The sequence below is a fragment of the Terriglobia bacterium genome (genome assembly GCA_035712365.1).
In the GTDB taxonomy this organism is placed as follows: Bacteria; Acidobacteriota; Terriglobia; order UBA7540; family UBA7540; genus SCRD01.
This window is the reverse complement of sequence record DASTAW010000017.1, coordinates 1-19,500: the sequence shown is the minus strand read 5'-3', so window position 1 is coordinate 19,500 and position 19,500 is coordinate 1. Positions and strand designations below refer to the sequence as shown.

Annotated in this window: 10 protein-coding genes; 6 read left to right on the top strand and 4 right to left on the bottom strand. The window is 59.2% G+C overall.

What is annotated here, in order from left to right:
* Window position 1: 1 nt before the first annotated feature.
* Complete coding sequence (locus VFQ24_04785; GenBank protein HET9177657.1) at window positions 2-1,609, bottom strand: L-lactate permease; 1,608 nt, start codon at window positions 1,607-1,609, stop codon at window positions 2-4.
* A 760-nt stretch (window positions 1,610-2,369) separates the two neighbouring features.
* Between VFQ24_04785 and VFQ24_04780 the strand changes: the two genes are divergently transcribed.
* The 5 genes from VFQ24_04780 to VFQ24_04760 all read left to right on the top strand — a co-directional run bounded on the left by VFQ24_04780 (window position 2,370) and on the right by VFQ24_04760 (window position 13,188).
* A complete protein-coding gene (locus tag VFQ24_04780; GenBank protein HET9177656.1) occupies window positions 2,370-2,699 on the top strand; it encodes a PadR family transcriptional regulator in 330 nt (109 codons plus the stop codon).
* Between the two features lie 307 nt (window positions 2,700-3,006).
* On the top strand, window positions 3,007-5,715 hold the full coding sequence (locus VFQ24_04775) for an ABC transporter permease (GenBank protein ID HET9177655.1): 2,709 nt from the start codon (window positions 3,007-3,009) through the stop codon (window positions 5,713-5,715).
* A gap of 334 nt (window positions 5,716-6,049) precedes the next feature.
* On the top strand, window positions 6,050-8,782 hold the full coding sequence (locus VFQ24_04770; GenBank protein HET9177654.1) for an ABC transporter permease: 2,733 nt from the start codon (window positions 6,050-6,052) through the stop codon (window positions 8,780-8,782).
* A gap of 419 nt (window positions 8,783-9,201) precedes the next feature.
* Complete coding sequence (locus VFQ24_04765) at window positions 9,202-11,862, top strand: ABC transporter permease (GenBank protein ID HET9177653.1); 2,661 nt, start codon at window positions 9,202-9,204, stop codon at window positions 11,860-11,862.
* A 375-nt stretch (window positions 11,863-12,237) separates the two neighbouring features.
* Entirely contained in the window at window positions 12,238-13,188 is a 951-nt protein-coding gene (locus VFQ24_04760) for a sugar phosphate isomerase/epimerase family protein (GenBank protein HET9177652.1), read from the top strand.
* Window positions 13,189-13,267: 79 nt separating this feature from the next.
* On the opposite strand, the gene VFQ24_04755 is transcribed toward VFQ24_04760, so the two are convergent.
* A complete protein-coding gene (locus VFQ24_04755; GenBank protein ID HET9177651.1) occupies window positions 13,268-15,370 on the bottom strand; it encodes an FG-GAP-like repeat-containing protein in 2,103 nt (700 codons plus the stop codon).
* 214 nt (window positions 15,371-15,584) lie between these two features.
* Between VFQ24_04755 and VFQ24_04750 the strand changes: the two genes are divergently transcribed.
* Complete coding sequence (locus VFQ24_04750; protein ID HET9177650.1) at window positions 15,585-17,567, top strand: winged helix-turn-helix domain-containing protein; 1,983 nt, start codon at window positions 15,585-15,587, stop codon at window positions 17,565-17,567.
* 24 nt (window positions 17,568-17,591) lie between these two features.
* Here the strand turns inward: VFQ24_04750 and VFQ24_04745 are convergent, their stop codons facing one another.
* Window positions 17,592-19,172, bottom strand: coding sequence for an OmpA family protein (locus VFQ24_04745; GenBank protein HET9177649.1), 1,581 nt, complete (start codon window positions 19,170-19,172; stop codon window positions 17,592-17,594).
* 102 nt (window positions 19,173-19,274) lie between these two features.
* Entirely contained in the window at window positions 19,275-19,454 is a 180-nt protein-coding gene (locus VFQ24_04740) for a transposase (protein HET9177648.1), read from the bottom strand.
* Window positions 19,455-19,500 lie beyond the last annotated feature (46 nt).

Here is a 19,500-nt window from a genome sequence, read left to right as displayed (position 1 = left end):
GTCAGCGCATCATCGCTTGGGGAATCACAAAGTAGTAAAAGAGGCCGATGCAGATCAGCACGCCCACCAGGACCAGTGTCCATCCCATGTTGTGCCGGATCACTTCGCCTTCGTTTCGCACATATCCTGTTGTGGCCACGCCGACGCTCGCTGTCTGCGGAGCAATCGGCTTGCCCACTTCCGCGCCTACCGAGTTCAGCGATGGCGCCAGCAACGGCGGGAAGCCCAGCAGGTTGCCCACCATCGCCTGGAAGGCCCCGAACATGGCGTTCGTCGAGGTGTTGCTACCTGATAATGCCACGCCAATCCACCCCAGGATCGGCGCCACCACAATGAACCATACGCCCAGCTTCGAGAACGCATACGCCAGCGATGAAGCCATGCCCGAGTAATTAAAAATATAGGCCAGCGCAAAGATAAAAACGCCCACCAGCAGCGCTCCCCACATCTGGCTCATCGTCCGCCGGAAGACGGCTTGCAGGATTGACTTTCCCGGACGCAGCATCAGCGCGATCAAGATCCAGGAGACCATAATCGACGTTCCGCCGATGAACGGCTTGAACCCAAACGAGGCGCTGATCAGCTTGTGGCTCAGGGATGAAATTCCCTCCACATTGAAGCTCGCCAGCGTAATGCCGGGCAGCGACGACCACGGGCCGGTCCAAAGGACCACAACAATCACCAGCAGGAAAAACGGGGCCCACGCCGCCAGCACCCGCCGCCGCGTCAGTCCGTGCCCGCTGGAGGGGTCCGTCGCCGTTTCCGGCACCGGGACGCCTCCATAGCCGAGCGTCTCAGCGGGCTTCCAGAAGCGCAGCAGCACCAGCAGTGCGACAAAACAAACCACCGCTCCGCTGATGTCGGGTAAATAAGGTCCCAGGTACTGCGAAACAGGATATTGCCCGGCGATGTATGCCAGCGATCCCACCACCGCCAGCGGCCAGGCGCCACGCAGCCCGCGCTTTCCCGCCACCAGGTAGATCAGCACCCAGGGGGGAACCAGCGCCAGCAGCGCAACGATCTTTCCGATGGATGCCGACAAGGACATCAGCGGCAGGCCCGTCACCGCAGCCAGGGCGATGATGGGAACGCCCAGCGCTCCGAACGATACCGGAGCATTGTTGGCTATCGCCGCCACACGGATGGCGTCCAGGTCGCGAATGCCCAGGGCGATCAGCAGCGGCGCGACCACCGCCCACGGATACCCGAAGCCAACCAATCCTTCCAGCAGCGCGCCAAAGGCCCAGGCCAGCAGAATGGTCTGCACTCGCACGTCGGCGGTGGCCTTGGCGGTCAGCCATTTCTGGAAATCGCCGAAAACTCCCGTCAGGGTCAGCGTGTTGAAGATGATGACGCCCCAAAAGGTGATCCAGTCAACCGCCCATACTCCCGTGGCACTTCCATACAGGCAGGCCTTGACGGCATTGCCCATTGGAACCTGCCACACCAGGAGCGCAAGCCCCAGGGTTACGATGGCTCCAATCAGCGTCGCGAGCCACGCCGTCACCCGAAACACCGCCAGCAGCACCAGGAGCAGAATCACCGGGAGCAGAGCCATCAGCGCCGTCAGCCCCACACCGTGCATCGGATCGAGCACCTGATTGAACAAAGCTCTCCTCTCCTTTGCTGCGGGTCTGGGCACGGCCGGTGCGATGGAACAACCCGCCAGAACGCCCGGTTGATCGGCACGGCTGCGCAGCCCGCAGACGAGTCGTGCCAATCACCTGCACTCAGGAGCCGCTGCAAAATGTTGCCGGGATCCGCGCTGCTTTCCCCCAAGGAGTGTAAGCCTGATTTGGCGGAATTTGAACAGGTGTACAGCAGAAAATTTCGATGACGTTTTCCTTCGGGCGAGCGCACGAGAGGCCTGCGCCTGCCACGGCCCGGTTTCCTCGCCACCGATTTGTGCTTGCGAGGTCGAGCGGCGAGCGATTGACATTCACCGGTCTGCGGGCCGATGTTTGCGCTGCAGGAGAGCGCGCAATTTTTTCCCACTGTCCTGAAATTAGACATGTTTTGCAAAGAGGCGCTAAAATTCCCAGCGGGCTTTTGATAAGTGCTTATTTTTCACTTACTTAAAAAATCAACTTCAAATGTCCCAAACGTCCCATTTGTCCCATTTGGGGTAGGTGTTCAGTTATGTAGGCTCTGTAACAAGCCTACTTGCAATAAAGCAGCACCGCCCGCCGCGCACGCGCCGGGCACGACACACCGGGCAGTGCCTTTCCGGATGGCACATGGTTTTGGCGGGGCGAGGGCGGGCTTCGTCCCCCCGAGCATCAATTCTTCCTGCGCAAGAAAAGGTTCTCCCCTTGATTATTGACAAGAGCCGTGGTATGAAGTATTGTCAATGACTGAGGGGAGAGAAGATGAGCAAACCGAGTGATCTGGTCCAGGGAACGCTGGACCTCCTGATTCTCAAAACGATTACGCCCGAGCCGCGGCACGGGTGGGGCATCGCGCAGCGCATCCGGCAGGTGTCGGGCGAAGTGCTGCAGGTGAACCAGGGCGCGCTCTATCCCGCGCTCCATCGCCTGGAGCAGAACGGCTGGATCAGGGCGAAGTGGGGAGAGTCTGACAACAACCGCCGCGCCAAGTACTATTCGCTGACGCCGGCTGGCCGCAAATATCTGGAGCAGGAAGAGGCCAACTGGATACGCCTCTCCACGGCCATTGGTCTGGTGCTGGAAAAGGCGTAACAAATGCGTTATTGGACGGTTGAAAGAACCGCGACTACGAATTGCGGGTTACGAATTACGAGTGATGGGTTCTGAAATCTGAGATCTGAAATTTGAAATTTCAAAGTGAGCCGTTTGCGGAAGGTCGCGGGGCGGAAATTACGAGTTACGAATTACGAATGCGTTTTGTAGTTCTGCGTTCTGGATTATGAGTTATGGATTCTCAAATCCGAAATTTGAGATTTGAGATTTCAAATTGAACTGCCCGGCTAGACACTGACCCCTGATCCCTAACCACTGGCGTTTCACCATGCGCTGGATTTACAGATTGCCACTTCGGCTGCGGTCGCTGTTCAGCAAGAACCGCGTTGAGAGTGAACTCAACGACGAGATGCGCTTCCATCTGGAAAAGCTGATTGAAGAAAACGCGGCCAAGGGTATGAGCGCGAAAGAAGCCCGCTATGCAGCCCTATGTGAATTTGGAGGTATCGAGCAGATGAAAGAAGAATGCCGCGACAGTTGGGGCGTGCGCTTTATCGGTGAGCTCGGGCAGGACGTTCGCTACGGCCTGCGGCAGTTGCGCCGCAATCCGGGCTTCACAATTGTTGCTGTCCTCACGCTCGCGCTTGGCATTGGCGCCAACACAGCGATTTTCAGCCTTCTGAACGCCGTCATGCTGCGGCAGTTGCCGGTCCAGAATCCCGGCCAGCTTGTTTTGCTGGGAACGGGCCACGCAAGGGGCAGCACGTCGACGTTCGCCTACACCAGCATCTATTCCTATCCCTTTTATCTTGGGCTTCGGCAAAAGAACCAGGTGTTTTCAGAGACAAGCGCGGTTCTGAGCCTGTTTTTCGAACACATGCACGGCAAGGTGGGAGAGAGTGCCAACCTGGAACCCGTGAATGTGCAACTCGTTTCCGGGACGTACTTTTCGATGCTGGGCGTCAGCCCCATCATGGGGCGGATGTTCTCCAGAGCAGATGACGAGCCCGAGGGAGGCCATCCCATCGCCATCGCCAGCTACTCCTGGTGGAACCGGCGCTTTTCACGCGACCCGTCGATCGTGGGCAAAACGATAACTTTCAGGTCGACCGTTTATACCATCATCGGCGTTACTCCGCCTGAATTCTTTGGCACCGAGGTTGGCGAGTCGCCCGACCTTTGGATTCCTCTCTCGATGGAGAAGCAGGTCTCGCCCGGCTGGAACGGGCTGGACGACAAGTGGTTTGAGTCGCTCTATATCCTTGGGCGTCTGAAACCCGGCGTCTCGGCCGCGCAGGCCGAGGCCAACGTGAATCTGCTGGCCCGTCAGATCTGGCAGGGTTTTGCGGGTTCTGTTCTTACTAAAGACCAGCAACAGCGGCTCGAACGCGCTCACATCCCGCTGACTCCCATGGCGCGAGGTCTCTCCCACCTTCGCCTGGACTTTTCGCTGCCTTTGCAGGTGCTGATGGTTGTCGTCGGGCTCGTGCTGCTGATCGCCTGCGTCAACATCGCCAATCTCCTGCTGGCCCGCGCGGCCACCCGGCAGAGAGAAATCGCGGTTCGCATGGCCATTGGAGCCGGGCGTCGGCGGCTGGTGCGCCAAATGCTGACCGAGAGCCTGATGGTCGCTCTCGCTGGCGGGATTGTGGGAATATTGTTCGCCACGTGGGCCAGCGCGGCGCTGCTGGCGATGGTATCTACGGGCCAGTCGCCACTGCCGCTGAGCGTATCGCCCGATGCCCGTGTGTTTGCCTTTACGTTTGTGGTTTCGTGCCTCACCGCGCTCCTGTTTGGAACCGTCCCGGCACTTCGCGCCACGCGGATTGACCTGACGCCGGCGCTCAAGGAAGCCAGAGGCGGAGCTCCTGCAGCGGGCCGCGGCCGCCTGGCCAAATCGCTGGTTGTTTCCCAGGTTGCTCTCTCGCTGGTGCTCCTTATCGGCGCTGGACTCTTCCTGCGCACTCTTATCAAGCTCGGCAGCGTCAATACGGGATTCGATAAGGACAACGTGCTTTTGTTCGCAATCGACCCGGCGGCCGTGGGCTACAAGGAAGATTCCCATCTCGTCAGTCTCTATCAGCAGATTGAGCAAAAGGTGAGCGCGGAGCCCGGAGTGCGCGGCGCGAGTATTTCCTTCTTTACCTTCAACCAGGGTGAATGGAGCACCGACGTTGTGGTGCAAGGGCACGCTCCACAAACCCACCAGCCAAACGTGGAGCACAACGTCGTGGGGCCGGATTATTTCGCCGCGATGGGGATTCCCTTGCTCGTTGGCCGTGTGCTGGGCCCGCAGGACACGGCAACCTCGCCAAAAGTCGCCGTCATTAACGAAACGATGGCGAAGATATATTTCGCCGGCAGCTCGCCCATTGGCCGCCGGTTTGGCATTGGGGATGAACAGAAGGACAGCGGAAACATCGAAGTGGTGGGCGTGGTGGGCGATGCAAAGTACGTCAGCCTGGATGAAAAACCTGAGCCGGCGGCTTATTATCCGTATACCCAAAATACAGGCTACTACCACGACTTCGAAGTCCGCTACACGGGCGCCCCTTCGGCAATCATCGCGGAAGTTCGCCGCGCGGTGGGTGAGGTGGACCGCAGTCTCCCCATCACATACCAAAGCACACTCGTGGAGCAAGTGGGCCAATCCGTGGCCAGCCAAGCCCTGGTAGCCCGGCTTTCGGCTTTCTTTGGCCTCCTGGCAGTTTTCCTCGCCTGCATTGGTATTTACGGCCTCATGTCCTATGCCGTGACCCGCCGGACAAACGAAATCGGCATTCGCATGGCGATGGGGGCTGGCCGCTCGAATGTTCTCTGGATGGTTATGCGCGAGAGCCTCATCCTGGTGGGAATCGGATTGCTCGTTGGGCTGCCGATTTCGCTGGCGGCCGGGCGGCTGGTGTCAACCATGCTCTTCGGGCTCAGCTCGAGCGATCCGCTGTCAATGGCTGCTGCCGCCATTCTTCTGATGATGTTTGCCATGCTCGCAGGTTATCTGCCTGCCCGCCGCGCGGCCAAGGTCGATCCGATGGTGGCGCTGCGGTACGAATAAGGCAGTGGTTAGTGATTAGTGGGTAGCGGCTAGCAGAGAGGCCATAGGGGCAGAGCGATGAAAGGGGAGCCACCGCTATTTCGAATTACGAACGAGTTTTTAGTTCTGCGTTCTGGGTTATGAGTTTAGGTCTGAAATTTGAAATCTGAAATTTGAGATTTCAAATTGAGCCGTTTGCGGAAGGCCGCGGAGCGGAAATTACGAGTTGCGAATTGCGGATGACTTTCTAGGTTCGGGGTTTTGGGTTATGGGTTCTGCAATTTGAGACTTGAGATTTCAAAGCGCACTAACCGGCTGGTCACTAACCCCTAACCACTAACCCCTGGTTTTTGCCATGCGCTGGATTTACAAATTGCCGCTTCGGTTGCGATCGCTGTTCAGGAAGAGCGGCGTTGAGAACGAACTCAACGATGAAGTGCGCTTTCACCTCGAAAAGCTGATCGAAGAGAAGCTCGCCCAAGGCCTGGACGCGGAAGAAGCACGCTACGCAGCACTGCGTGAATTTGGAGGTATGGAGCAGATGAAAGAAGAATGCCGAGACAGTTGGGGCGTGCGCATTGTCAGTGAACTTGGGCAGGATCTCCGTTACGGCCTGCGCCAGCTTCGGCGCAATCCGGGCTTCACACTTGTTGCTGTTCTAACGCTTGCGCTGGGCATTGGCGCCAACACAGCAATTTTCAGCGTGATTAACGCGCTGATGCTTCGCGCGCTGCCGGTCCGAGCGCCCGATCAACTCGTTGCGATCGGCAATCCCAGCCACGTTCATGGCTGGTCGAATGGGACTCCGCGCACGGATATTTTTTCGTATCCTCTCTATTGCCAGGTGCGCGACCAGAACCGCGTGTTCTCGTCTCTGCTGGCCAGCGCACACATTGACAGTTTGCAGATCAGGATTGACCGCGGCGCGGAAAAGGCCAGAGGCAGGCTTGTGACCGGCAATTATTTCGAGACGCTTGGCGTCCAGCCGCTGCTTGGCCGGACGTTCACGGCTGCGGAAGACCGTGTTCCTGGCGGAGATCCGGTTGTGGTGATCAGTTATGACTACTGGCGCGACCGCTTCTCGGGCGATTCCGCCGTGATCGGGCGCACCGTGCGCCTGAATAATTATCCTTTAACGATCATCGGAGTGGCTCCGCCCGGATTCTTCGGCGAGGTGGTGGGCGACCGCGCGGACCTCTGGGTTCCCATGATGATGGAGCCCCAGGTATTGCCCGGGCGCAACTTTCTGGAGACGCCCGACATCTCGACTTTGCTGCTGATGGGGCGGCTTCGCCCGGGCGTTACCATCCCGCAGGCACGGGAGGATGCGGTTGCGGTGGTCAGGCAAGCGCTCACTGAAACGCTTTCGGCCAGCCTTACCGCGGACGACCGCGGCGCCATGCGGACTATGAAATTTGATGTTGAGGTGTCGCCGGGCGGGCGAGGCCTTTCACGGCTGCGGGAGGAATTTTCAACTCCTTTGCTCCTGCTGATGGGGCTGGTCGGGGTGGTGTTGCTGGTGGCGTGCGTGAACGTCGCAAATTTATTGCTGGCGCGATCGGCAACCCGCCAGCGTGAGTTTGCCGTGCGGCTGGCGGTGGGCGCCGGGCGCGGCAGGGTTTTTCGCCAGGTGATGACAGAAGTCATGCTGCTGGTTGCCATGGGCGGCGCGCTGGGCTTGCTGGTGGCTGAATGGGGAGCTGGCGCTCTCGTGAGTATGACCAGCCGCGGCAGCACGAACATGCTGGCGGTGGGCGTTGACCGGCGAGTGTTTGTGTTCACCGCCGTCGTATGCCTGGCGGTGGGCCTGCTATTTGGCCTGGCGCCCGCGCTTCGTTCTCTCCGTGCTGATTTGGACAGCGCTCTCAGAGAGGGCGACCGGGGCGCCAGCCGCAACTGGGGCCGCGCAGGCTCCCTTCTGGTGGGCTCGCAGATCGCGCTTGGTGTGCTGGTGCTCATGGCTTCGGCGCTGCTCGTCCGGAGCCTTCGCAAACTGCAGGAGGTTGACCTCGGATACAGCCGCGATCATCTGGTGCTGGCGAAAGTGGACCTTGTCACCAGCGGCTACAAGGGGCCGGAAATTTTGAACCAAACCCGCAAGCTGCTGGAAGGCCTGGCAAGCCTGCCGGGCGTGCGCAGCGTGACGGCATCGTCGAACGGTCTGTTCAGCGGCGACGAATCGAGTGACGATATTCGCATCGACGGATTCACTCCCGTCAAAAAAGGGGATCTGCACTCTGCCGACGACGAGGTTGGGCCGAATTATTTCAGCGCCATCGGTGTGCCCATCGTGCTCGGGCGCGAAATCAGCCAGCAGGATTTCCAAAGCGGCGCGCGGGTGATGGTGGTGAACGAGACCTTCGCCAAGTTCTATTTTGGCCGCCGCAATCCCCTGGGGCATAAGGTGTACATCGCGGACTCCGATCATCCCGGACAGCCGCCTTACGACATCATTGGCGTGGCGCGCGATGTTCACGATCACGGTATTCGCGCGGCGGTGCGCAGGCGCGTGTACGCACCTCTGAGCAGCGCCAGCTTCGACGACTTCGGCGCTCCGAACCTCGAAGTGCGAGCCGTGGGGAACCCTCGCGCATTGGCCAGCAGCGTGAGAACCAGGATTCACGATTCGGATCCGAACGTCATTATTGACAGCGTGGAGACAGCAGGCGATCTGGTAACCGATTCGGTCACTTCGCAGGTGCTGGTGGCGAAGCTTTCGGCGCTTTTTGGCCTGCTGGTTCTGGCGCTGGTGTATGTGGGTGTTTACGGAACTCTGTCCTATCGCGTCGCCGGACGGACGCGGGAGATCGGCGTTCGAATGGCGCTCGGCGCAAATCGCCGGGACGTTCTCGGGATGGTAGTGCGCGAAGCAGCTCTGATGCTGCTGGTTGGAGCGGTGGCGGGAATATTGGGCGGCATGGCGACGGCGCGGATTTTCAGCTCGCTGCTTTTCGGAGTGAGTGGGGGCGATCCAGTGTCCATTGGCGCAACCATCGCCACTCTGGCGGCGGTGACTCTGGCCGCCGCTGTCGTTCCCGCCCGCCGCGCGGCCAAGGTTGATCCGATGGTGGCGCTGAGATACGAATGAGGCAGTGGTTAGTGATGAGTGGTTAGTGACGAGCCACGGCAATTACAAGTTGCGAGTTGTGAATGCCAATATTTGAGATTTGAAACAGGGCGTAGGAGCGGCTTTACCCCGCGGGTGCCGGTTCTGGGTTCAGGGCTCTGAGTTATGGGGAGAGATTTGAAATCTGAAATTTGAGATTTGAAATGGGACGGGCGGCGGCTTTACGACGCCGTTGCTAGCTCTGAGTTCTGCGTTTTGGGTTATGGGATCTGACATCTGAAATTTCAGATTTCAAATTGTGCCGCCGACGTGGCAGAGTAGAGTCGTGCGTAGGGGTGTCACTACTTTTTCATAAAAATTAAGAACCGCAGAGTTGAAAAACAACTCTGCACTACCCGGCTGGTCGCTGACCACTATTTACTTGCCACTGGATTTTCATCATGCGCTGGATTTACAAATTGCCGCTTCGGCTGCGGTCGTTGTTCCGGAAGAAGCGCGTGGAAGACGATCTGAGCGCGGAGCTGCGCTTCCACCTCGACAGATTGATTGAAGCAAACGCCGCCAAAGGCATGAGCGTGGAAGAAGCCCGCTATGCGGCTCTTCGTGAGTTTGGAGGGATTGAGCAAATGAAAGAAGAATGCCGTGACAGTTGGGGCGTGCGCGTGATCCACGAAGCCGCCCAGGACCTCCACTATGGGCTCCGCCAGCTTCGGCGCAATCCGGGCTTCACTGTGATCGCAATCCTCACCCTGGCGCTTGGCATCGGCGCCAACACGGCGATTTTCAGCGTCGTGGACGCGGTGCTTTTGCGACCGCTCTCCTATCCCCATCCCGATCAAATCGTCCTGATGTTCGATGTTCCACTGAAACAATCGGACGCGCTCGGAGGAATTTCCTACAGGGACTTCACCGAGATACGCCAGCAGAACCGCGTGTTCAGCGAGATGGCTGGAAATTCATTTCACGATCTTACCTTGACCGGAACAGGCGAGCCATCCATTGTGAACACTGCGGATGTGACGCCCGAGATATTTCTGCTGCTGGGCGCCAAGCCCCTGGCGGGCCGCACGCTGCTGCCCGAGGATGGCAAGAGAGGCGCCGCGCCCGTGGCCCTGCTGAGCGAAAACCTCTGGCGCACCCGCTTTGGTTCCGATCCGGCCCTTATTGGCCGATCCATCAACCTGGACATGCGTTCTTTCAGCGTTGTCGGAATCCTGCCGGCAAGCTTTCACTATCCTGACGGGGCTGTCCATCAGGACGTATGGATTCCCATCGCGCAGGACCCTGTGTTCGGACCTTTGACATTGAAGCCCGGCGTGCCTGTGATGAGCGGCGTTGGCCGGCTAAAACCGGGCGCATCCATTGCGGAGGCTCAGGCCGAGATGGACACGCTGAGCGCGCGGCTTGCGAAGGAATATCCCGCGCAAGACTCCGGAGTGAAGATCCGGATTGTGCCCTTCCGGCAACTGGTGGTTGGGGACGTGAAACCCGCGCTCCTTGTTTTGCTGGCGGCGGTTGGCCTGGTGCTGTTGATCGCCTGCGCCAACATTGCGAACCTGCTTCTATCGCGCGCCACTTCCCGCGCGCACGAGATTGCCATGCGGACCACGCTGGGGGCGGGACGCGCCCGCATTGTCCGGCAATTGCTGACGGAAAGCGCTTTGCTGGGATTGCTCGGCGGAATTGCTGGCGTGGTCCTTGCGGCCTGGGGGGTCTGGAGTTTCCGTCCTTTTTTGCCGCCGGATGTGACCCGGATCAATTCAATTCACGTTGGTGGGCCGGTCCTTGTGTTCGCGCTGTTGTTGTCTCTTGCCGCCGCGCTGGTGTTTGGACTGGCGCCCGCGTTCCTGGCAGCCCCGTCCAACTTGCAGACAGCCATCCAGGAGGGCAGCGAGCGTGCCGGCCAACGGGGCGGCCGGTATATGCGCAGTTTCCTTTCGATTGCAGAAATTTCGCTTGCAATGGTGCTTTTGGTTGCGGGCGGCCTCCTCATCCGCAGCTTTGCGCGGGTCACGTCGGTCAATCCGGGTTTCGACCCGGAGAACGTCACAGAGGCTGAGGTTTCTCTCCCCCAGTTTGAATATTCGACACCGCAGCAGTGGACGGCTTTCTCCAGGGACCTGTTGGCGCGGCTTCATGCGCAGCCCGGCCTGCGGGATTCCGCACTGGGGGGTCCGCTCCCGATGGACCGCCAAGGCGAAGCCAACTTTGCATTTACCATCGCAGGGAATCCTCCGCTTCCACCTGGCAAAACCAGCACCGCCGATTACGCCACGGTGAGCCCTGAATATTTTCGCGTGATGCGAATTCCACTGCTCCGGGGCCGCTTTTTCTCCGAGCAGGATTCGCCGTCCAACCCGATGGTGGCGATCATCAGCGAAACGCTGGCACGGCGCTATTTCCCGAACCAGGACCCGATCGGAAGACAAATGAGGTTTGGATTTCCGCCAAACAGCGATGTGTCGCGCAAAATCGTCGGCGTGGTCGGCGACGTGCGGGACGTAGCGCTCAGCCGGGAGCCCGGTCCGATGATGTATGTGCCCTTCCCCCAGGCGCCTCTTTGGGGAGGGGAGGTCGTTGTAAGGAGTTCGTCTAGCCCATCGAGCGTGGCCCGCCACATCAGCGAAGTCGTACACTCCATTGACAAGGACCTGCCGGTGACGGATGTCCAATCCTTCCCGGACGTGCTCGGCGCCTCCGTCGCGCAGGAGCGGTTCCGCACCTTACTGATGGCCTCATTCAGCGCGATTGCGCTGCTCCTCGCCACCATCGGAATCTTTGGGGTGATTTCGTACTCGGTGTCGCAGCGCACCCGGGAAATCGGCATCCGCATGGCGCTGGGGGCGGAGAAGGGAGACGTTCTAAGGATGGTTATTGGGCAGGGACTGAAACTGGCGCTGACCGGGGTTGCGATCGGGATTGCCGGGGCATTCGTGTTGACGCGGTTCCTGGCGGGCTTGCTTTACAGCGTCACGCCCACCGATCCGCTCACGTTCGTCGCCGTCTCAGTGGTCCTGATCGCCGTGGCGCTGGCGGCATGCTACATCCCCGCGCGCAGAGCGTCGAAAGTGGATCCCATGGTGGCGCTGAGACACGAATAAGGCAGTAGTTAGTGGTAAGTGATTAGTGGCCAGTGAAGAGATGATGAATCCGGGTAATTACAAATTAGGAATTATGAATGACTTTGTGGTCCTGAGTGGTGGGTTTTTCAGTTCTGGAATTTGGCATTTGAAATTGGATAAGTGAAATCGCGGCATCGCACTGCGCGTGCACCTGGACTCCGTCGCTCGGGCTTTCTGTTTCATCCTTCACACCTCACCCTTCACCCTTCATCCTTAAAGGCTCATCGTTCACCCTTCGTAATTCAAAGTTCATTCTTTCATCGACGGGAGAAATTCTGGCAGTATACTGTTTCTCTGTCTTCGGCGGCCTTATCGGTCGTCCGGTGGCAAAAGATCCATCCGGAGGTTTCAACAATGCAGCGCCGTACGTTCCTGAAGAATTCTGTTCTGGCGGCCGGGGCCGCTTTTTGCGCGCAGGGCGCGGAGGCCTGGGGCCTGCCCGCACAATCGTTCGGCAGGTTCAAACTTGGAGCCATCAGCGACGGCTTTTCGCCGGACCTGGGTGACGCCCTGAAGCTCATGAAGGGCTACGGCCTGTCGTGGGTTGAGATTCGCGCCATTCGGGGAAAATACAACACCGAGGCAACGCCGGAAGAGATCAGGCGGGTGAAGCAACTGCTCGGCGAGTATCAGTTCAAATGTTCGGTGGTGGATTCGGCCCTCTACAAGTGCGCGCTGCCGGGAACAAAACCTGTTAGCGCCCAGAAGGATGCCTATCCTTACTCGGGCCAGATGGACCTGCTGAAGCGCGCCGCCGAACGCTGCCACGCCTGGGGAACGGACAAGGTTCGCGGCTTCACCTTCTGGCGCGTATCCGAGCCGGAAAAAATCTATTCGCGCGTTTCCGAAGAGCTGTCGAAGGCCGCGGAGGTGGCCCACGGGGAAGGCGTGCGGCTGGTGATTGAGAATGAAGAATCGTGCAACGGCGGAACCGGGCACGAAACCGCCGCGATTCTCAAAAAGACGCCGGCTTCGATTGTGGGCTTCAACTGGGACGTGGGCAACGGCTACACGCACGGCGAGGTGTCATACCCGGACGGCTATGACGCGCTCGACAAGAGCCGCATCTGGCACCTCCACCTGAAAGGGATGCAGTGCGGCCCGGGCGGCAAGCAGTGCCACGAAACCTTTGCCGACGAGGGCGTCATCAATCTCGCGGGCCAGTTGCGGGCGCTCGCTCGTGCCCACTACGACGGAACCATGTCGCTGGAATGCGAGTTCAAGGCCCCCGGCATGACCCACCAGCAGACCACCGAGCGTTCCATGCAAGGCCTGCTGCGAGTGGTCAAGAAAGCCCTGGCGTAGGCAAGCTGCGCCGCCGGCCGCTTTCCCAAGCGGACCCCGCCACGGTGGGTCAGCCAGCACTCGATTCCTGTATCTCAGATCACTTAATGGTGAGCGTCACCGTCGCTCTCTGTGTAAAACTGCCGGCGGTGGCGGTGATGGTCAGCGTTGAAACTTCCGGCGGCGGTCCACCAGAACCAACCGTGTTATTACCTCCGCCGCAGGCGGCCCAGGTCACAACCAGCAGGGCCACTGTGGCGAACATTAAGCCTCGCGCGGCACTGCGACGCCAGGGATCTCTTGCATTGCACGCCACCAGTAACAACAGCATCAAAAACGTTGCCCAGAAGATGAGCAGAGGTTTTGTGAATACGAAGGGCTTCGTCCCGCCAAATGGCAGTGCGGAAGAGCGTGCCGTCGTCTTGACCGTCAGAGTTGCCGAAGCCATGTCCGACCCGTCCAGGGCCAGCGAAGCGGGTGAGATTTCACATGTTGCGTTGCTGGGCGCGCCCGTACAGGCGAGCGTGGCAGCCTGGTTGAATCCGCCAACCGGCACGACCGAGACTGTGGCTGATGCGGAGGCGCCTGCGGCCACTGTCAAAGAGGTCGCCGAAACGGACATCTGGAAGTCCAGAATGTTTGTAACGGCAGAGGCGGAATTGTTTGCCAGGTTTGAATCCGATTCGGTTGCTGATACACTGGCTTGGTTCGTGATTGTATTGCCTGTGCCGGGTGCATTGACGGTTGCTGTGATTGTCACCATTGCGGAGCCCGGCGAGAGCAGCGAGCCAAGGTCGCAGCTAATCGAACTCGTTCCCTGGCAACTGCCCTGGCTGGCTTTCGCCGAGACGAACGTGAGTTCTGCAGGCAGCATGTCCGTCACGGTCACGCCCGTGGCATCTATCGGTCCTTCGTTAAGAACGGAAATCCTGAAAGTCTGATTAGTTCCCGCGGCGAGGGTGTTGTTAGACGGCGACATTCCGAGCGCGAGGTCTACTTTCGTCGATGTGGGGCTCGCATTCAGTAAGATGTTGACCTTACCGGAACTCCCGTCAATCCCCACCAGGTCGGGTAAGTTGTCACCATTAAAATCCGCAGCGGCCTTGACCCCGACAATTGCGCCTGGGAAGGTGTCCGTTAGCCGCGAAAAAGTCCCGTCTCCACGGCCGAGCAGAATGGCAGGGTATACGCCGGGCGTACAATTCGTCCGGTCGAAACAAAACGCCGTGTACCACCCGACCAAATCGAGCTTGCCGTCCCCATTGATATCGGTGGCCACCGCGACGGTTGAGAAAACGCCTAGGTCGATTGTGACTTCCGGCTGAAAGGTACCATCGCCGTTGCCCAGGAGAAGATCCACCCTGAGCGCCAGGTCCAATTTGCCGTCGCGATTGAAGTCGCCCAGCACGCCCTGCCCTCCTGCACTGAAGGGCAGGGGCGACTGGAAAGTGCCATCTCCGTTACCCAGCAAAACTCCTGAGGGGGCAGCGGTTGATTGATCCAGCGCGATCACGTCCAGATTTCCGTCGTGATTGAGATCGGCAAGGAGGACCGACACCGGCGACGGGCAGGGCTGATAGTCCACGGCTGGCTGGAAGGTTCCGTCCCCAATGCCCAGCAAGATACTCAGATCGCCATCGATGGGCGTGGCGGTCTGGGAGTTAGCGGCATTGACCACCGCCAGATCGGGCTTGCCGTCACCATTGAAGTCGCCAGCCGCAATTGAGTATGGAATCTTTCCCGCAGTGTAGTCTACGGCGGCCTGGAACGTGCCATCGCCCTTGCCCAAGAGGATGCTGACGGTGCCGTCTATTGCTTGAAGCGCGATGCCCTGGTTAGCGACAGCCAAGTCGAGCTTGCCGTCGCCGTTGAAGTCGCCGACCGCAATCGAATTTGGGCTTTGGCCGGCAGGGTAGTTCACGGCGGCCTGGAAGGTGCCATCGCCCTTGCCGAGCAGGATGCTCACGTTGCCCGGGTTGGTGGTTGTCCCGTCGCCAGCGTTCACGACCGCCAGGTCCGGCTTGCCGTCGCCATTAAAGTCGCCTGTGACTATGGCAACCGGGTTAATTCCCGCAGCATAGCTAATCGCATTGCTGAATTCGACTGCTGCCGCCACAGGCGGACGACAGAACAGCCAAAACAGCACGGCTGTGGAAACCAATAGACAAATTGAAATTGAGTGGTAGCGGCCGCTGCCCTTCATCGAGCACCTCCCCAGCGGATATCTCGACGCTGATTGGCCTTACTTTGGTCAGTTTTTCGCATTGCCACCATTGACGTGTCAATGGCCAGCCACGCTCTAATTTCGCTCCTGCTCATAACGAGGTTTGTGGTTGATGAAATGGGACTTAGAGGGTCATATATCTTACGAGTTGAACCTGTGGTAGACTTGCGTCAACAACAGGGTGGCCAAGTCCATGAATGCGGACTCTAGAGCTGCGGCGGGGGCGGCGCGGTTCGGCGTGTTCGAGGCTGATCTCGACGCCTGTGAGTTACGTAAGCAGGGAGTTAGAATCCGGCTGCAGGACCAGCCGTTTCAGGTCTTGCGCATTCTTCTGGAACGAGCAGGCGAGGTTGTGACCCGGGACGAACTGCGGCAAAGAATCTGGCCTGCCGACACCTTCGTAGACTTCGACCACGGGCTTAACAACGCTGTCAAGCGGCTGCGCGAAGCTCTGGGCGAGTCGGCTGATGTTCCCCGCTACGTCGAGACTGTGCCCCGGCGTGGATACCGTTTCATCGCGACGGTAGAAATGATCCGACCGTCTGGGAACGGAACCGAGCCGCTTAAGAACTGTGCCCCCGCGTCAGCGCCCGTCCTCTCATCGAGTGCATTCCCAATGGGGCTGGCAGCTACCCTGCAAGTCTCCCGGAAGCGGCCGACCCTGCAAACATGGCGGCTTGCCGTGGTGGCGGCGCTGGTTTTATTCCTGGCGTTATTGATCGCCCTGGATGTAGCTCGCGTGCGGGAGCAATTGTTAAAGGCTGTTGGGGCAGGCCGTGAATCGCCTCAGCGAATCCAGTCCATCGCTGTGCTGCCGTTAACCAATCTTTCAGGCGACCCCGCACAGGAATACTTCGCCGATGGCATGACTGAGGAATTGATCACGGACCTTTCCCAGATCGCAGCCTTGAAGGTGATCTCACGGACTTCAGTGATGCGGTTCAAGAAGACTGATAAGTCCATGCCGGAAATCGCGCGCGAACTCGGGGCGGATGCGCTGGTCGAGGGGACGGTCATGCGATCCGGCGGCCGCGTGCGGATCACCGCCCAGTTAATTAACGGGACCACCGACAAACATCTCTGGGGAGCAAGCTTCGAGCGCCGCGCTGAAGATGTGATGGCCTTGCAACGGGAAGTGGCGCGGTCAATCGCCGAGCAGATCCAGGTGACGTTGACGCCGCGGGAAAGTGGTATTTTGGCCAGCGCGCGGCCGGTAAGTCCGGAAGCTCACGACGCTTATCTTGCAGGTCGCTTTTATTTGAGTAGATCAATCGATCAGGAATTGCGGAAAGGCCGGGAGAAGTCCAGCGAAGAGGCATTCCAAAGAGCCGTCGGGTATTTCAAGGAAGCGGTTCGGGATGACCCCGGCTACGCTCGCGCCCATCTGGGGTTTTATGAGGCTCTGAGCTCACCACAGGTCCCGCACTTGGATCTACTCCCCAGAGCCAAGGTCGAGGTTGAGAAGGCGTTGGCGCTGGATGAGACGCTTGTAGAAGCTCATTTGGCCAAGGCTCTCTTGCTGACACAATATGAGCATGACTGGAGCTGGTCGAGTGCGGGCAAAGAATTCCAACGGGCGGTGGAGCTGAACTCAAACTCTGCATCCGCTCATGGCGGTTATTCCGACTATCTCCTGGAGATGGGGCGGCGGGATGAAGGCCAGAAAGAGAGGGGGTTGGAGCGGCAACTCGAGTCTGATGATCCAACCGCTCCCAATTTCGGCTCTGAGGACCAGGTCGAACAAATGCGGGACTACCTGGACAAGACAAAATCCACAGACGCCGGGTGGCACTGGTATTTGGCGAAGTGTCTGGAAGCCTCTGGGAGAAAGGACGACGCCATTCGGGAATGGGAGAGGACGATGGCCCTGTCTGGCTTTCCCGTGCTTGCCGATGCGCTAACAGACGGGTTCGCCAATGGCGACTTTAAGACCGCCCTTCGCGAATGGGTCGGTGGGCTGGAAGAGGAGGCCAGGCACAGATACATTCCGAGGATAGTGCTGGCGATGGTTTATGTCGACTTGGGCGACCGGGACCATGCTTTCGCCTGGCTAGACAGAGCCTACGAGGAGCGCAATTTCCTGACGGCGTATCTCAAGCAGGAACAAGCCTGGGATCCCATTCGCTCAGACCCGAGATTCAAAGACCTGGTTCGCCGCGTCGGGCTACCGCCTTAACCACCCAGCCCCGCGATTCGTGCCTTAGGGTGCGCTCTGGCCGTCGGGTTTCGACTGCCCATGGCTGCTACCGATCTTCGCCCCAATCACTTCGCCCGACACGATGATTTCCACTCGGCGGTTTTTCTGCCGTCCTTCCGCGGTGCTGTTATCCGCAATCGGCATAGCTTTACCGAGCCCCACGGCCGAAATCGTGTTCTGGGCCAATCCCTGCCCGATGAGATAGCCGCGGACCGCCTCAGCGCGCTGCTCGGAAAGCTTCTGGTTGAATTCATCGCTTCCCACGCTGTCGGTATGACCTTCCACTTGGAGAACCAGCCCGGGATGCGATGACACGATTCCTGAGAGCCGGGCCAGCCGCTCGCGGGCTTCGGGGCGCAGGTTGTATTTCCCGGTGTCGAATAACACATCGGCCATGGTCACCACCAGGCCTCGCGGCGTGTCGCGGGTTTCGAGAACCGCGTTGAGTTGGTCCAATAACTGGGCGCGAAGGGCTTGGGCTACCTGTCGGGCGCGTTCGGCGTCCTGCCGGGCCGCAGCTTCCTTCTCCGCCAAGACTTGGGCTTGCGCCCGGGCTGCCGCTTCCTTTGCCGCAATGGCTTCGGTTTCCGCCTTCAGTTGCGCTTCTCTGGCTGCCGCCAGCTCCGCCTGACGCTGGGCCTCCTCGTCGGCCTGGCGTTTGGCTTCCGCCGCTTGCGCCGCTGCCTTTGCCTCGGCTTCAGCTCGGGCCTTCGCGGCTGCAGCCTGGCTTGCCTGTTCGATCCGCTCGGCTTCCTGGCGCTTTACGGCCAGGGCGCGAGCGTCCTCTGAAAACTGCACCGTCTGCCTCGCCTGCGAGATGATCTGCTTCCTGCCTGCCTTCCTGGCCAGCAGGTTCTCTGACATTTTCAGGCTGCTCTCTGCCTTAGTGAAGATTTCCGGGGCGTACTTTTCTGCGTCGCGGGATTTGGCGATCTCCACGGAGTTTCTTGCCTCGTACATCTCCAGCGGGACGTGCTTGAGGTCAAGCGAGAGTGCCAGTGGGTTCCCTAGTTTCTCATACTGGCCGCGCTCCAGGAGAGGGTAGTCCTTAACTTCAAAGATTTTGCCCTTGGTGGATTTACCAGGCTGGTTCTCGAGGACAATCAGTTCACTGGGGCGACTGACCGCAAAATAGGGTTCGGCGGTGACAAACAGTGAGAAGGTCTGAAACTGCGTGGTAGCCTTGATTTGGCCATTCCCGGCCTTGCTGGCCTGGATTTCTCCCAGATTCATGGTGCGGCCATCCGGTGACGCAGCCCACAAGACATAGGTGAGGAATTCGCTGGCGAGTTGCTCGGGCCGAATCAGGCCTGTGATGGCGACCTCAATATCTGTTACGCCCTTTTTGGCCTCAATCCTGGCTTCTCCGTTGGCGCCTGGCATAAGCCGAGTGCCAGCCAGATCAACTCGGGTTGCTCCGCCGCCCACCTCATAGCCAACAGCCTTTATGGGCCTTCGAACCAGCGTGTTCTCCGGTGCAGCCTGCTGCTGGCCCGCGACGGCCAGTGCTGGCAGTAACAAAGCTACAAAGCCGATCAAAACCGCACGAGCACTTTTCCTATTGGGTGCGGCTTTCGGTTCCATATATTCCTCCCATCACCGCTCCGAGCGAACGGCTGCTTACCAGTCGCGGAATGCTATCCCACAACCTTTAAAATTACAAGTAATTGTCCTCGATTGGTGATGTCAAGCTGCTTGTGTAAAAAGGTGGAGGGTGCGGTTTTTCCATTGAGACTTCTCATTTATTCCATTGAAGATGGCATAGATGATGCGGTCGAGGCTTTCGACGTTGACGAAGCAGACCATGGGCCGGGTGCGGCGACGGACTTCCACAAAGCAGCGCTCGATGGCGTTGGTGGTGCGCAGCTTGCGCCAGAGATGCCGGGGAAAATCGAAAAAGGTCAGCAGTTCC

What these genes read in the sequence shown, in the direction of transcription:
- VFQ24_04750 (HET9177650.1), top strand. Translation starts at nt 15,585, where the DNA reads ATGAATGCGGACTCTAGAGCTGCGGCGGGGGCGGCGCGGTTCGGCGTG.
- VFQ24_04780 (HET9177656.1), top strand. Translation starts at nt 2,370, where the DNA reads ATGAGCAAACCGAGTGATCTGGTCCAGGGAACGCTGGACCTCCTGATT.
- VFQ24_04760 (HET9177652.1), top strand. Translation starts at nt 12,238, where the DNA reads ATGCAGCGCCGTACGTTCCTGAAGAATTCTGTTCTGGCGGCCGGGGCC.
- VFQ24_04745 (HET9177649.1), bottom strand. Translation starts at nt 19,172, where the DNA reads ATGGAACCGAAAGCCGCACCCAATAGGAAAAGTGCTCGTGCGGTTTTG.
- VFQ24_04755 (HET9177651.1), bottom strand. Translation starts at nt 15,370, where the DNA reads ATGAAGGGCAGCGGCCGCTACCACTCAATTTCAATTTGTCTATTGGTT.
- VFQ24_04765 (HET9177653.1), top strand. Translation starts at nt 9,202, where the DNA reads ATGCGCTGGATTTACAAATTGCCGCTTCGGCTGCGGTCGTTGTTCCGG.
- VFQ24_04770 (HET9177654.1), top strand. Translation starts at nt 6,050, where the DNA reads ATGCGCTGGATTTACAAATTGCCGCTTCGGTTGCGATCGCTGTTCAGG.